The sequence below is a fragment of the Cupriavidus sp. 86D6 genome, from assembly GCF_057815095.1.
Map to the genome: position 1 here is coordinate 1 of NZ_JBYPSB010000007.1, position 15,161 is coordinate 15,161.

12 protein-coding genes are annotated in these 15,161 nt (G+C 58.7%); 5 read left to right on the forward strand and 7 right to left on the reverse strand.

Annotation, left to right across the window (positions count from 1 at the left end):
* The first annotated feature begins 6 nt into the window (after positions 1-6).
* From AC3G88_RS17675 to AC3G88_RS17685, 3 genes are all read left to right on the forward strand, one after another.
* Positions 7-909 carry an oxidoreductase gene (locus AC3G88_RS17675; protein WP_488893761.1) on the forward strand — a complete coding sequence of 301 codons (903 nt, stop codon included), beginning with the start codon at positions 7-9 and terminating at the stop codon, positions 907-909.
* Positions 910-979: 70 nt separating this feature from the next.
* Positions 980-1,297, forward strand: coding sequence for an SDR family NAD(P)-dependent oxidoreductase (locus tag AC3G88_RS17680; protein WP_488893692.1), 318 nt, complete (start codon positions 980-982; stop codon positions 1,295-1,297).
* A 73-nt stretch (positions 1,298-1,370) separates the two neighbouring features.
* Positions 1,371-2,903: an IS3 family transposase gene (locus tag AC3G88_RS17685; protein ID WP_488893693.1), complete on the forward strand. Its 1,533-nt coding sequence runs from the start codon at positions 1,371-1,373 to the stop codon at positions 2,901-2,903.
* Between the two features lie 458 nt (positions 2,904-3,361).
* Here AC3G88_RS17685 and AC3G88_RS17690 read toward each other — a convergent pair whose 3' ends face one another.
* Together AC3G88_RS17690 and AC3G88_RS17695 are read right to left on the reverse strand one after the other, a co-directional pair.
* The gene (locus AC3G88_RS17690; RefSeq protein ID WP_488893694.1) at positions 3,362-4,075 is read right to left on the reverse strand and encodes a restriction endonuclease; all 714 of its coding nucleotides are present in this window, start codon (positions 4,073-4,075) and stop codon (positions 3,362-3,364) included.
* A 646-nt stretch (positions 4,076-4,721) separates the two neighbouring features.
* Complete coding sequence (locus tag AC3G88_RS17695; RefSeq protein ID WP_488893695.1) at positions 4,722-5,399, reverse strand: carbonic anhydrase; 678 nt, start codon at positions 5,397-5,399, stop codon at positions 4,722-4,724.
* Between the two features lie 349 nt (positions 5,400-5,748).
* On the opposite strand from AC3G88_RS17695, the gene AC3G88_RS17700 reads away from it, so the two are divergent.
* The gene (locus AC3G88_RS17700; RefSeq protein ID WP_488893696.1) at positions 5,749-6,513 is read left to right on the forward strand and encodes a bestrophin-like domain; all 765 of its coding nucleotides are present in this window, start codon (positions 5,749-5,751) and stop codon (positions 6,511-6,513) included.
* A gap of 554 nt (positions 6,514-7,067) precedes the next feature.
* Here the strand turns inward: AC3G88_RS17700 and AC3G88_RS17705 are convergent.
* On the reverse strand, positions 7,068-8,513 hold the full coding sequence (locus AC3G88_RS17705; protein WP_488893697.1) for an IS1182 family transposase: 1,446 nt from the start codon (positions 8,511-8,513) through the stop codon (positions 7,068-7,070).
* Positions 8,514-9,307: 794 nt separating this feature from the next.
* Positions 9,308-10,252, reverse strand: a complete 945-nt coding sequence (locus tag AC3G88_RS17710) for a LysR substrate-binding domain-containing protein (protein ID WP_488893698.1) — start codon at positions 10,250-10,252, stop codon at positions 9,308-9,310.
* Positions 10,253-10,376: 124 nt separating this feature from the next.
* Here AC3G88_RS17710 and AC3G88_RS17715 point away from each other — a divergent pair, with 124 nt between their 5' ends.
* A complete protein-coding gene (locus AC3G88_RS17715; RefSeq protein WP_488893699.1) occupies positions 10,377-11,780 on the forward strand; it encodes an FAD-binding oxidoreductase in 1,404 nt (467 codons plus the stop codon).
* A gap of 134 nt (positions 11,781-11,914) precedes the next feature.
* On the opposite strand, the gene AC3G88_RS17720 is transcribed toward AC3G88_RS17715, so the two are convergent.
* Genes AC3G88_RS17720 through AC3G88_RS17730 form a run of 3 tightly spaced genes read right to left on the reverse strand, consistent with a single transcriptional unit; the run spans position 11,915 to position 15,123 of the window.
* On the reverse strand, positions 11,915-12,922 hold the full coding sequence (locus tag AC3G88_RS17720; protein ID WP_488893700.1) for a transketolase family protein: 1,008 nt from the start codon (positions 12,920-12,922) through the stop codon (positions 11,915-11,917).
* Positions 12,919-13,764 (reverse strand): transketolase, encoded by an 846-nt coding sequence (locus AC3G88_RS17725; protein ID WP_488893701.1) that lies wholly within the window; start codon positions 13,762-13,764, stop codon positions 12,919-12,921. Before AC3G88_RS17725 ends, AC3G88_RS17720 begins: the two co-directional genes overlap by 4 nt.
* 27 nt (positions 13,765-13,791) lie before the next feature.
* Positions 13,792-15,123 carry an MFS transporter gene (locus AC3G88_RS17730; RefSeq protein ID WP_488893702.1) on the reverse strand — a complete coding sequence of 444 codons (1,332 nt, stop codon included), beginning with the start codon at positions 15,121-15,123 and terminating at the stop codon, positions 13,792-13,794.
* Between the last annotated feature and the right edge of the window lie 38 nt (positions 15,124-15,161).

Consider the following 15,161-nt stretch of genomic DNA (forward strand, 5'->3'; position numbering starts at 1 on the left):
ATCACAGTGTGCCAGCATCGCAAGCTCACCCGGGTGTCAAGACGGCCTCCAGCGGGCCGTTACACCAAAGTTGCTCTCGTGACAGGTGCTTCCTCCGGTATCGGTGAAGCCACCGCACTCAAGCTCAAGGCCCAGGGCTACACGGTTTATGCGGCTGCACGTCGCGTGGACCGGATGCGGTCCCTGGCTAATGCCGGCGTCCACGTGCTGGCGATGGACGTGACGGACGATGCCTCGATGCAGGTGGCAATGACCAGGATCATCGCCGAATCGTGCCGCATCGACGTACTAGTCAATAACGCCGGTTATGGTTCTTACGGTTCGGTCGAGGACGTCCCGCTGAGCGAAGCTCGCGCGCAGTTCGATGTCAACGTGTTTGGTGCGGTGCGGCTGACGCAGTTGGCACTGCCGCACATGCGCGCGCAGCGCTCCGGAACCATTGTCAATATTACCTCGATGGGCGGCAAGATCCATACCCCGCTGGGAGCCTGGTACCACGGCACTAAGTTCGCGCTGGAGGCCATCAGCGACTGCTTGCGCATGGAAGTGCAGCCCTTCGGCATCGATGTGGTGGTAGTAGAACCGGGTGGCATCAAGACCGAATGGGCGGACATCGCGGCCGACAAGCTTCGCGAGGTTTCCGGCAAGGGGCCTTATGCGGGACAAGCCAACTCGATGGCCGAGTCGATGGACGGGGAAGCCGGCCGCAAGCGGCAGTCGCCGCCCGAGTTGATCGCCGACACAATTTACAAGGCCGTCAGCGCCCGCCGTCCCAAGACGCGCTATGCAGTGGGCTTCGGTGCCAAGCCGATGATCTTCATGCGCAGCCTCCTGTCCGACCGAGCATTCGACAGTTTCATGCGCATGGCCACGGGAATTTCACGTAACGCGGTTGTCGGCAAATCCTGAAGACCACTACTGGCACGAGATAAGTATCAATGGTGCGGTCTTGTTATTACATTCTTCATGAGGATTAGTCATGTCTGAAAAAGTGTGGTTCATCACGGGCGCTGCCCGCGGATTTGGGCGCGTTTGGGCCGAGGCCGCCCTGGCGCGCGGCGACAAGGTCGCCGCCACGGCTCGGGACGCGGGCGCGCTGGGGCGGTTAGTCGAGCGCTTTGGCGAACAGGTTCTCCCCCTTACCTTGGACGTGACGGATGCTCAGCAGGTCGCGGACGCAGTGGCACAAGCCCATCAGCATTTTGGACGACTGGACGTCGTACTCAACAATGCGGGCTATGCACTCGTCGGCGCGATCGAAGAAGCAAGGGTGGACGATGTAAAGGCGGAGTGTTGATTTGCACTGAATCCTGACCCACCCCCGGCAGGTGGGGATGCGGACAAAATCTTGGACTACCTGGAGGTAGTTCATGTATTCATACGAAGAGCGCATCCGCGCCGTTAGGCTCTACATCAAGCTGGGCAAGCGAGTAGCTGCAACCATTCGACAGCTCGGTTACCCGACCAAGAACGCACTAAAGGGTTGGCACCGAGAGTTCGAGCAGCGCCAAGACCTGCCCCTCGGTTACGCCCGTTCGAAACCCAGGTATTCGCCGGAGCAAAAGAGGCTGGCGGTTGAACACTATTTGGAGCACGGCCGCTGTATTGCACTTACGATCAAAGCACTGGGCTATCCTGGGCGGGCATCGCTCCATGCGTGGATTCAAGAGTTGAGGCCTGAGGAACGCAAGCGCGTCGTCGGCCGATCTGAGGGGGCATCACCTGCTCTCAAGCGGGCAGCGGTCATTGCATTGTGCACGCGAGAAGAAAGTGCACAAGCAATTGCTCAACGACTTGGCGTATGTAGGCCGACGTTGTACAACTGGAAGAACCAGCTACTCGGCCCAGAGGTTTCCGCATCCATGAAGCGCCACCGAGATTTGCCACCGGATCCAGAGCGGGAGGAGTTGGAGCGCCAACTCGAAGCGCTGCGACGCGACGTTCGACGCTTGCAACTGGAGCAAGACCTCCTGAAGAAGGCAAATGAAATCTTAAAAAAAGACACGGGCATCATCCCGCAATCCCTGACCAATCGGGAGAAGACATTGCTGGTTGATGCCCTGAGGCGAACATACGGCTTGACGGAGCTCCTCGAAGGGGTGGGGCTGGCGCGCAGTTCCTACTTCTACCATCGAGCGCGTCTCGATGTCGCTGACAAGTATGTCGAAGTGCGTCGCACCATCGCCGACATCTTTGAACGTAACCATCGTTGCTACGGCTATCGTCGGATGCAGGCTTTGCTCACCCGACAACGCGTACGAATCTCGGAGAAGGTCGTGCAGCGTCTGATGAAGCAGGAGCGTTTGGTCGCCGCAGCGCCGAAGCGGCGCCGATACGGCTCCTACATGGGAGAGATTGGTCCAGCACCAGAGAACATCGTCAACCGCGACTTCGACGCGGCGGCACCCCATATGAAATGGCTCACAGACATTACAGAGTTCCAGATCCCCGCCGGCAAGGTATATCTGTCACCAGTGATCGATTGCTTTGATGGGATGGTCGTCAGTTGGTCGATCGGCACGCGGCCGGACGCTGACTTAGTGAACTCAATGCTGGATGCTGCCATCGAGACAGTCGCGTCCACTGGCGACCAGCCCATTGTGCACTCGGACCGTGGTGCCCATTATCGTTGGCCCGGCTGGCTATCGCGCATCGCCGGCGCGAAGCTGGTTCGCTCGATGTCGCGCAAGGGGTACTCACCTGATAACGCCGCGTGCGAAGGCTTCTTTGGAAGGTTGAAGAACGAACTCTTCTATCCGAGGAACTGGCAATCCAGCACCGTTGAACAATTCATCGAGGCGCTGGACTCGTACATCCGGTGGTACAACGAGAAGCGGATCAAGATCTCGCTGGGCTATCGCAGTCCCGTCGAGTACCGAAAAAGTTTAGGATTCTCTGCTTAACCAGTCCAACTTTTTGTCCGCATCCCCCGTGGGTCAGGATTCGGTGCAAATCAACAAAGAGAGCTTTCACCGAGGCACTAGCTGAGATCGCCAGGAAGAAGCCGCACACCGCCATCGGAACCGGTCTGGCTGACATTGGCCGCCGTCTGGTGCCTGGCCTCGAGATTCCCAACGTGTGCGACCTCCTTCTTGGTGCGAGCTTCGAAAGCCGAACGGAGGTAGTGTTGCATCTGCCGGTGGTTCAGTATGTCCGTCCCACCGCAGTCAATACAAAGGCAAAACCGGTTATTCATTGCGGCAGTCGGCTGGACATCGGGCTATTTCCGGCCAGTCGCGGTCATCCAGGACCCACTTAGGATGATCGCTTAGCAATAGGAAACGGACACCAACCGTCCGTGCGCGTTGACATGGTTTGTTTGCACCTCAGGCAACGCCCTCTGTTAGTCAAAACAAGTCAGCTATACTCGAAGCAGTTCGATTTTTGAACGACACTTCAAGCGGCCGTAATTGGAACAGCCCCAGAAAGGACGCGCGACGTCAGTGACAGGTTTCATCAGTCCTCCGCATCGGGCGCAAATAGGACGCCAATACTGACCCTCGGTAGCCAGCCGAAGCAGTGCTGCCTTACGTGTGCTGTCCAGCGTCCGAAGGCGATTGACCATTTCCTTGCCGTCGATGGTCATGATACGTGCGGCAGCAGCTTCCTCGATAGCCGGCCGAGTGAAAGACGACATGGTGAGGAACACGCCCTCCTTTACGCCGTCTCTCGTCATGACACCTAGAAGGGCCCGGATCGGCTCCACATCTACCCGCTTCTTGCGCCATCCCTTGCATTGGATGAGCTTGACGGGGGTAGGAATGTCCTTGAAGTACAGCGAAATATCAATGCCACCATCAGCCCCGTGACTGCGCTGTTCGGCACGGAACCCATGCGCAGCAAAGTATGCGCCGCACAAAGCCTCGAACCTGTTCCAGGACAGTGCTAGCAGCAGTTCCATGGAAAAGTCATCAGTCGAAATTTTCGGACGGTCAAACTGCGCAAGCAGCGCTTCGCCGTGCTGCCTCTCGGCGGCGGCTTCATTTTCCTGATTTTCTTGTAAGGCCTTGCCTGCTTCCAACATTGCAACTGCGGCATCAATGGCACGCTGTAGCAGAATTTTTCCCTGTCCCATTTGGTCTTTAAGTGTTGTTCCTCTTTGCCGGTGTCGCCTGAAGTAGGGCGTGGGTGCCAGCGTAGTCCATCGAACCCAACATAGCAGCGCGCCGTCCGGCGTCCATACCCAAATAGAGGGGGAGTTGCATATCTACCACTTCTGATACTGTGTAGTGGTCCAATTTCCTCAGACAGGTCGATAGGTGGAAAATCACGATCGACGAGGAAAGACGGCATGACAAAGCAACGCCGCGAGTTTGACGCCGCCTTCAAGCTGGAGGTAGTCCGGATGGTCCGGGATCAGGGCCTATTGGTCGCCGAGGTTTGCCACACGATGGCGATTGGGAACTGCTTGGCCCGGTTCCATGCATAAAAAACGCCTTAAACCGCACCCCCCGGCCAGGCACGCATTTCGAATGGTGGTGCAGTGGCATGACTGCGCACAGTATGTCTCAAGCTTTACGGTGGAACTCCCACTGACTCGACCCAATCCGATTGGGTAACACGCCCAAGAGCGGGTCTAGATCCGATTTTGTGCACCCGCCATTGGGCAAAAGGGCAACATCAACACAAAACTGAAATGGCCAAGTTGCCCTTCTGCCGCTCAAGCGCACTGATCCCAGCATCCGCCACGCCCGCAACAATGGTCTGTTTGATGATGCAGGTCATCGGGCTCGAGCGGCAAGGCGTGCAATAATTCGATCCGCCATCGCCCTATCAATGACTTCAAATGATCGAGTTGCCCGCTCGTAGGCATACATCTCGCCCTTTGCGATGTCGAACCACCAGCCACTGAGAACCAAAGCCCCGGCACTAACCTGCTGGTGAACGATAGGGTAAGTCATTAGATGCTCTAGCTGTACGAGTACGTTGAGTTGCGACAATTGATCGTGAGGCTTTAGACTGCCATCAAGTGGCCCTTCATGTTCTAGGCGAAATGCAGCGTTGTTGGCGTGGTATAGCCATTTGTCGAGGTTTGGCGCCTTTAACTTGGAATTTCGGGTGTACACAGCTCTCATGGCGCCGCATTCGGAATGCCCACACACAACGATATTGGCGACTTTCAAGACCAACACCGCGTACTCAATCGCACTCGCCTCGGAGAGGTCTCCGGTAGACGTGCCTTCCGAGGTCGCGGGCGGTATCAGGTTGCCCACGTTACGCATCGTGAATAGATCGCCCGGATGGGTCGAGGCGAGCAGGTCCGGAACAACCCGGCTATCCGAGCACGTGATAAAGAAGGCATCCGGCGACTGCGAAAGCGCGAGTTCGCTGAACTTCTGCGCGTATTGCGGCAGCAACTTCTCACGGAACTCAACGATGCCCATGATGAGTTTGCGCATGGCTTGCCTCCACAAAACAAGTGTCTGGAGGCCTCAAAACCTCCAGCCACCGCTCAACCGGTTTTGGTACAACGCTTCGCGCAGAGTAACGGCCAACGCTTAGATGTAACACGCCACTTCCGGGTCCTTGGATGGCGCCATCAATGTCTCCGAATGCAGACAATGCTGCCAATCGCACGGTAGCAACTTGCAGAAGTCAATATATATGGAGTAGTCCAACTGAAAGCCGATATATGGGGCTTGGCGTACAGAAAGCGCATCCGGGGAAACCAATACTCGCAAGTACAACTGGCGTCCCTTCCGTCCCAGACGCATTCGAGACCAACAAAACAGTGGGATCCGGCAGAAGATGAATCAACTGATCGATCGACCCGCTCCGCTATTCCTGATCTTGTTAGTCGTACTCACCGGAACAGCGGCTTTCGCCACCTATGTACTTCGACGCTTGCGACCGTTGCCTGACGAGTCTCGTGACGACTTCACCGTAGTCCAAACCGCGACCTTGACGCTTTTCGCCCTATTGATCGGGTTTACGCTTTCAATGGCAGTGAGCCGGTACGATCAGCGCAAAAATCTGGAGGAGGAGGAAGCAAATGCCATCGGCACCGAGTATCTGCGCGCTGACCTTCTAGACTCCGCCCGTGCCGCAGAGATTAAGGCGCTCCTTCGCGCATATGTCGGGCTACGAGTCGAGGCCTATCAATCAACAAACACTGAGATGCTAGCGAAGATCGACTCGCGCACCGCCGATCTCGAGGATCGGATGTGGAAGTCCATCCGGGATGGAGCTAGAGAGACGCCGGACCCCATCACAGCACTAACAGTGTCAGGGATGAACGACGTAATCAACGCACATGGATATACGGTTGCAGCGTGGCGGAATCGCGTTCCGACAGCCGCCTGGGCGCTGATGATTACTATTGCGATATTCAGCAACTTGCTCCAGGGTTACGGTGCGCGGGGCAACGGCGTCAGGATAACGCTCTTGCTTGTCCTCCCACTAACAGCGTCACTGTCACTATCCCTCATCGCGGACGTAGATAGCCCTCGCTGGGGCATGATACGAGTCTCCCCCCAAAACATGCTGGATCTTCAACGATCACTAGCCCAGTAAGCAGCGCTCCCTATATGAGAGTGTTTCCTGGATCTCAGCGAAACGGGGCAGAGAGAGCAGCAATTTCTCTCGCTTTACGGCGTCGTTGCGACTCATCGACCAACCCGCTTGCGTCCGCCCGTTGCCCTTTCAATGGAATCGGCACTACCGTCCTGCCTGCACCACTCTTCCGTTCAGAGACTGCGTCGGGCGAGCATTCATCGCGTAGACCTTTTGAAATGCCTTCAGTTGCTGTCTGGATATCGACATTGGCGTTTCCAACGGAGGGCTCAAGTGTCAGATTGAGGGCGTTGAGCCAACCGCTCAAAACAATACCAATGTCCCAAGTTCAGCACTTAGCGGCCATATGGACACCTTGCAGTAGAAGGCCGAGAAGGGTCGAGGCCGTGTGGAAACGTCTCTCGAATCGTACCAATGCGCATCCCCTCCGAGGCGGAGCCTGCCTTGTCGAATTTTCGGCCAACGGTCGTGGGACGACGTCGAAACGGGTGCGCATAGCGCTAATGGGCCCCTGAGGGCGATCTTCGGCCCATTTTTTTAGCGCAAATGGGTGCTTACGCACCCACCAGACGCATTGCCTTCATTGTCTTCGAGAACCCGAGAATTCGAAGGACGCGCTTCAGGTTGTACGCCAGAACATGCAGGCTCATTTCAGTACCTACATTCGGTAGCGTGCGCGTCAGGAAGTGCGTGTAGCCCATCCAATGTTTGAAGGTTCCGAAGACATGCTCGACGGTTCGCCTGCGAATCGTCATTGCATCCGGCGTCTTGTCGAGCCGGTGTTGGACGGCTTCCAGTACTTCCTCATGCTCCCATCGGGAGATCCGTCGTTCGGAGCTCGGCGTGCACTGAGCCTTTATCGCGCATAGCGAACACGCACTGCTCCAGTAACGGCGCAACTGCAGACCGTGCTCCTCACGGGTGTATCGGTATATTGCGCGCTCGCCAGCGGGACATTGGTATTCGTCATCCCGGGCAATGTAGATGAAGTCTGCTTTGTCAAATCGGCCGTGTGCTTTTGCCCCTGATGTCGTGGGCTTAGGAAGGAGCACCGCAATACCCGCATCTGTGCACTCCTTGATCTGCGGCGCACTGTAGTAGCCACGATCAGCTACCGCACGAAGTCTGGCTTTACCCATAGCGTCGCGAGCTGCTTGAGCCATGGAGCTGAGCTGCGCCCGGTCGCTGCCGGCATTTGTGACTTCGTGAGCGACGATCAGATGGTGCTTGGCATCCACGGCCATCTGTACGTTGTAGCCGACCATTCCAGAGCCCTTGCCACTTGTCGCCATCGAGCGCGCATCAGGATCGGTCATCGAGATCTGACCATCTGGCAGCGTCTTGAGCTCTTCCTTTATCTGGTCAAGACTATGCATCTGCTGACGCAGTTGCGCGATCTTCTCGCGCAGTCGAGTTGTCTTGAGTTCAACCTCTGCCGGCTGCGTGCGATCCGCAGTCTCCAGCGCGCTCAGATACCGCTGGATGCTTTCCTCGATTTGCTGCTGACGCTTGTCGACCTTGCCAGTCGTGAAATTGCGGTCCCGAGTATTGACTGCCTTGAACTTGCTGCCGTCGATAGCCACCAAGGCCTGTGAGAACAACTTTAAATCTCGGCACAGAACGACGAAGCGACGGCAGACATTGCGAATGCCCGTGCTGTTATCCCTGCGGAAGTCTGCAATCGTCTTGAAGTCCGGCGCCAGTCGACCGGTAAGCCACATCAGCTCTAAATTGCGTTGGCATTCGCGTTCCAGACGGCGGCTGGACTGAACCCGGTTGAGGTAGCCATAGATGTAGATCTTCAACAGGACGGCAGGATGATATGAGGGGCGACCTGTGGTCGACGGAGTCGCTCCTTCGAAGCCAAGCGACTCTAGTTCTAGTTCCTCAACAAAAGCGTCGATGATCCTGGCTGGATTGTCCTCGGCAATGAAGTCATCGAGGCATTCTGGAAGCAGTGTGGCTTGCTTCCGATCTTCTCCCTCTATGAACCGCTTCATCCGCCCCCCCCTCTGAATGCGTTAATCCAGTTTAGGCAATCGGGTGCGAGAATGCTGGGTCTAGAAGCTACTGCGAGAAGCTCGTGAACCTGTACGTCATTTATACGCGGAGTAACTTGGTCCTCTTGTCGAGACGAGAGTACGCGTCGTGGCAACAGATACAAGAAGAGATTGACGATTACATGGCCTCCTTGGGACCGTGGTCAGCCGAGGAGACCATTGAATACCTGAGGGAAGAACATCCTGGTCTTTCGCCGGCTCCCGCAGCAGGTGCACTCGTTCCTCTCGGGCGGTGGACCGACAGTAGCCCTTCGATTCACGCCCGAGGTGGCCTAGGTAGGCAGCCAGCCCTTCGGCGATCCGAACTGATACGTTTTCACACACCCTCGGTCGCGAGCCGCCGACTGAGCTGGGCCAGCCTGCGAAACGTGGGCCGAAGACCGAGTGCGGCCCGTCTCAGCCATCGGCTATGTCGTTCGTGGACGTCCGCTGTTCACGAGCTGACGCTAGGGAGGGATTGCGGTGCCGGGTCTGGAGTGCCAGTTCGCGGTATATCACTGCAAGCATGCGGCGGCTGAACAATCGACTGAATGTGGTAAGGGCCGCGGCGGAAGCCTTGAGCCCCTCTGGGGCCGATAGCGGAGTTCTACGGCATGGAAATTCCTATAAGGAAAAGTCTCTACGGCGCGAAATAGGGCCGGCGCAACTGGTTATCCGAAGGGACCGCTGACCCTGGCATCAAACTTCGGAATCAGCAGGTTGCCGCACCGGCATTCGCAGCCTGGCTGCGGGCGCTACACATGAGCCCCGGCCATCAAGCGCAACCAGTCTTGGAAGGCCCCGATCGTCGCCGCCCTGTCGTGTCGGTGCGCGTGCACCACGTGAAATGCATATCCGGGCAGCGCCTGCATATGCGCTTTGCGAAGCGCGCCAGAGTTCAGCAGGTCGGCCACCACGATGTCGCTGCATAGCGCGATCCCCTTCCCGGCAACCACCGCATCGATGGCATGCAACTCCTCGCGAAACACCAGTTCACCAGGCACTGAAGCCCATGTCTCGGAAGCTGGCACGCCCACAGCGGAAAACCACCTCCGCCACGACAGAGCCAACGGATCGCCGCTGGTCCACGCGTAATGGATCAGCGGAAACCTGAGCAGGTCGCGGGACGCCAGGCATGGCGGCGCGGCGCCAAGCAGCGCGGCACTGCCCACCGGATAGAAGGCATCGCGGGCGATCTCCACAGCCACCAGGACGCCGCGTGGCACGTCACGCGCGTAGCGGATGGCCACATCAGCCTCTCCAGCAGCGAGGTCGAGCACACTATCGGTGCCGATGATTTCAAGCGGACATTCTGGATGCGCCGCCTGCCACTGCGGCAGCCGTGGCACTAGCCATCGGCTGGCGAACGCATTTGGACAAGTTATGCGCAGCGGCTGCGCGTAGGCTCCTGCTCCTCTGGCGCCCATCGTGTCCATCGTGCCGATCGTTGCCATCGCGTCGGCGAATTGCTCGAAGCCGCTGTGCAGCGCCGGATACAGTTGTGCGCCGGCTGGCGTCAGGCGCAGCGGACGTGGCCGCCGCTGCAACAACGCTCGGCCGCAGGCCTGCTCTAGGGCCTGGACCTGATGGCTAATGGCAGTGGCAGTCACGTTAAGCTCCGACGCCGCGGCCTTGAAACTGCCGTGGCGCGCAACAGCCTCAAATGCCTGCAAGGCGCGGAGGGGCGGCAACTTTCGCATGTGACCAGTATAGGTGAATTTTTCTCATCCACAGGTTGAGTTCTTTGCCTTTGCGCGAAGCCATGCGGTCGCCAACTATAGCCAGTAGTGGCACGTGCATCGCGTGGTATCCCCGGGAGCAAGCATGAACGACGAAGCACTTTACGAGCCGCGCAATCCGGGCGTAGGGGCGGACCCGTCCCCTTGGCCCGCAGAGCTACGGCAAACCTGTCGCGGCCAGGTCGTGGGACCGGCGGACGCAGATTACGACACCGCGCGCCGCGTCTGGAACGGCGCCATCGACCGACACCCCGCCGTCATCTTCTACTGCGCCGATGCCTTCGACGTAGCCGCCGCAGTGCGTTTTGCACGGGAGGCGGCGGTGAGCCTCGCAGTCCGCAGCGGCGGCCACAATGTCGCCGGCCTGTCGACATGCGATGGTGGTCTGGTGATCGATCTGTCGCGCATGAAGCAGATCGAGGTGGATCCCGCCCGCTGCGAAGTCCGTGCGGAAGCCGGTCTCACTCTAGGTGAATTCGACCGCGCCACGCTACGCCACGGCCTGGCTACGACCATGGGCGTGAACGGCGACACGGGCATCGCCGGGCTCACGCTGGGAGGTGGTTTCGGCAAGCTCGGCCGCAAGTTCGGCCTAAGCTGCGACAACTTGATCGCAGCCGAAATCGTCACCGCAGATGGCCAGCACATCACCGCTAGCGAACACGCGCACCCGGACCTGTTTTGGGGGATTCGTGGCGGCGGCGGCAACTTCGGCATCGTGACAGCGTTCCACTACCGGTTGCATCCCGTGCCGACCAGCATGCCGGTGTGTGAGGTGCGCTATCCGCGTATACAGGCCGCCGAGGCCATGCGGCATTACGACCGGTTCGCGCGCGGGGCACCGGACGAAGTGTGTGCGGATGCGGCATGGATCACCGATGCAGACGGTGAGCAGTACTTCAGCATCTCGGCCTGCCATGTCGGCGATCCCGCCGTCGGGCGTGCAGCGCTCCAGCCATTGCTCGACTTCGGCCACCCGGTAGACGCCAGCCTGTCTCAGGTACCCTACCTTGAGATGCAATCGGCAAGCGATAGCATCTTTCCAAGACACCGTCGCTACTACTGGAAGGCGCAGTTCCTTCACCGCATCGACGCGTCCGCAATTTCCGCCATCATGTCGGCATACGCCCGCGCGCCATCGGCATCGTCACTGCTGGTGTTCCAGCATGTCGGCGGCGCCATCGCCCGAGTGCCACGCGGCGCGACACCATACGTGAACCGCGAGGCAAACTTCGACTGCTTCCCTGTCGCCATCTGGGACGATGCGGACGACGACGCCGAACAGACCGCGTGGGTCCGCGCAGCGTGGCAGGCGGTGCGCCCATTCTCCAGCTGCGGCGTCTACGCAAACAACCTCGGCGACGAAGGCACGGACAGAATCCGTGAAGCCTATGGTCAGAACTATCCGCGGCTGCTGGCCCTGAAGCGCCGGTACGATCCGGAAAACCTGTTCCGGCGGAACCAGAACATCGATCCGGCGGCGGCCTAGCACTGCACCCTGAGTGCCGCTCTCGATTTCACGCGTTTCGCCGAAATTCTCCCAACGGTCTTGAATGAGGCACCAGTTCACCATATCGGCATATGCGGCACCGTCACTTGCCGGTGCCGCGTTATAGCCCCCTCCTACTCGCTAAGCCATTTCTTGATCGACTGAGCAACCACGTTGGTGGAAATGCCATAGCGATCATGGAGCGTCGGGAGGGCGCCAGCATCCAGAAACTCGTCGGGCAGCGCCACTTGCCTGAAAGGCACGTGTGCGCCCGCACGCAGCAATGTTCCAGCAACTGCCTCCCCAAGGCCCCCAATGACGGTGTGGTTCTCTGCCACAACCACCAGTCGGCCCGACTTTCGCGCTTCACGCAGGATGGTTTCCGTGTCGAGCGGCTTGATTGTGGGGACATGCAGCACGGCCACGCCAACACGATCCGCTTCCAACTCCTTGGCCACCTCCAAAGCACGCATCGTCATGATTCCGGACGATATGATCAGCACGTCGGCACCATCCCTGAGCAGCTTCGCCTTGCCGAGTTCAAACTTGTAGTCATACTCGTCCAGCACCACGGGCACGTTGCCGCGTAGCAGGCGGGCATAGACGGGGCCGTTGTGTGCCGCAATGGCCGGCACCATCTGCTCGATGTCGATGGCGTCGCATGGGTCGATGACCGTCATGTTCGGCATCGCGCGCATCAGCGCCAAGTCCTCCGCGGCCTGGTGGCTCGGGCCATATCCGGTGGTAAGCCCGGGCAGCGCGCAGATGATCTTGACATTCAGGTTGTCCTCTGCAATCGTCTGGTGCATGAAATCGTATGCGCGACGCGTCGCAAACACCGCGTAGGTCGTTACGAAGGGTACGGCTCCTTCATGCGCAAAGCCGGCAGCCGCGCCCATCAACAGTTGCTCCGCCATACCCATTTGATAGTAACGATCAGGATAGGCCTTCGCAAAAATATGGAGGTCGGTGTATTTTCCCAGGTCAGCCGTCATGCCGATGATGTCCTGCCGCTCGGCCGCCAATGCTGTCAAGGCCAGACCAAAGGGAGCCGACCTCGTCGTCTGACCTTCGCCAGCGATCGACGCAATCATGGCCGAGGTCTTCAGGCGGGGCTTGCCCGATTGAATGTTGTTGCTCATGCTTTTCTCCCAGCATCGAGGGCCTGCAGGGCCAGTTGCCATTCGTGGGCGTCCACCCGAATGAAGTGGTTCTTTTCGCGTTGCTCAAGGAACGGCACACCGCAGCCCATTCGCGTGTCGCAGACGATCATTCGCGGCTGAGCACCTTTATGCGCGCGGGCGTTGTCAAAGGCCGTCGCCACCGCATCGATGTCATTGCCGTCCACACGCTGCACATACCATCCGAAAGCCTGCAGTTTCGGCACCAGCGGCTCGAACGCAAGAATCTGCGTCGACGGTCCATCGGCCTGCTGGTTGTTCACGTCAACCATGGCGATCAGGTTGTCCAGCTTCCAGTGGCTGGCGGACAAGATACCTTCCCAGATCGACCCTTCGTCCAGCTCTCCATCCGAAAACAGGGTGTAGACAAACGCGTCCGATTTCTTGCGCTTCAGGCCGAGGCAACGGCCCACGGCAATCGTGAGGCCTTGGCCGAGCGAGCCCCCAGACATCTCCATGCCCGGTGTGTAACTAGCCATGCCCGACATGGGCAAGCGGCTGTCATCGCTTCCGTAAGTTTCGAGTTCATCGGCAGGCAGGATGCCCGCCTCGAGCAGCGCTGCATACAGCGCAATCGCGTAGTGACCGTTGGAGAGCAGGAAGCGGTCTCGCCCCTCCCATTGAGGATCTTCCGGCCGGTACTTCATGGCACCGAAGTAGGCGACTGCAAGCACGTCAGCGATATCAAGAGCTTGGCCTACATAGCCTTGCCCCTGGACTTCGCCCATCAAGATGGCGTTGCGCCGGATGCGATAGGCGCGCTCTGCCAGCGAGACAGGCGCCTCGAGATTTGTACGACTCATGATTGACTCCGTTAGATGGTGGTTGGCTTAGCGATTCACAGCTTTGGCCGGCACCAGGAATACGAGCAGCGCGCCGAATACGACCGTTGCCGAGATAAAGATCAGGCCCGCAGTGGATTTGCCAGTGAAGTCATTGAGCCAGCCCACGATGGCAGGAGAGAAGAATCCCGCCAGGTTCGCCACGCAATTCACCGCAGCGATACCTGCTGCTGCGGACATGCCACCTAGCACGGCCGTAGGAAGTGCCCAGAACTGCGATGACGAGGTCATGATTCCGGCAGCAGCAATGCAGAGGCAAATGACGGCTGCAGTAACACTACCGAGCATTGGCAGCGTGGCGAAGCCAATAGCAGCCACCAGCATCGGAATTGCGAGGTGAAGACGACGCTCCCGCCGACGGTCGGCCGACAGGCCAATCAGCGGCAATGCAACGATGGCGCACAGATACGGTACGGCGGTGAGAATTCCAACCCACAGCGGATCCGCGACGCCAGTCTTGCGGATGATCGTCGGGAGCCAGAACGTCAGACCATACTGGCCCAGCACCACGCAGAAGTAGATGGCAGCCATCAACCACAACCGGCGATCCGCCATGAAGGCACGAATCGAAACGTGCTGCACCTTCTGGGCGTTGTCGCCCTCCACATTACGCTGGAGCAACGCCTTTTCCTGGTCGGTGAGCCATTTGGCGCCCTGAATGCCATTGTCGAGATAGAACAGAATGGCAATACCGAGAACCAGAGAAGGCAATGCCTCGATCAGGAATAGCCATTTCCAGCCGGCCAGATCATGCGCACCGTGGAATTCATGCATGATCCAACCCGACAGCGGCCCACCCACGATGCCAGCCAGAGGAATCGCCATGAAGAACATCGACAATGCCTTCGCGCGTCGCTCCGACGGGAACCAGTACGTGAGGTAAAGGATGACACCCGGTGCAAAACCGGCCTCTGCGACACCGAGCATGAAACGCAGTACGTAGAACTGCGTTGGCGTGCTGACGAAAGCGAAGCCTGCCGAGATGACCGCCCAGGTCAGCATGATGCGCGCCAACCAGTTGCGCGCGCCCACCTTGTGCAGGATGACGTTGCTCGGCACTTCGAAGATGAAATAACCCAGGAAGAAAATACCGGCGCCAAGGCCATAGATGGTTTCGCTGAATTGCAGATCGTTCAGCATCTGCAACTTGGCGAAGCCCACATTGACGCGATCAAGGTACGCTCCCAGGTAGCACAGCATCAGGAACGGAATCAGCCGCCGCATCACCTTGCCGTAGGTGCGAGACTCGAACGTGGCTTCGTCGGCGCGTGTTGTCACCACGCCGGCCCCAAGGGCCGACGCTGCAAATTTGGTCTTCATGGAATGTCTCCTGCCGGTGCCCCGGGTGGTCCCGGGTG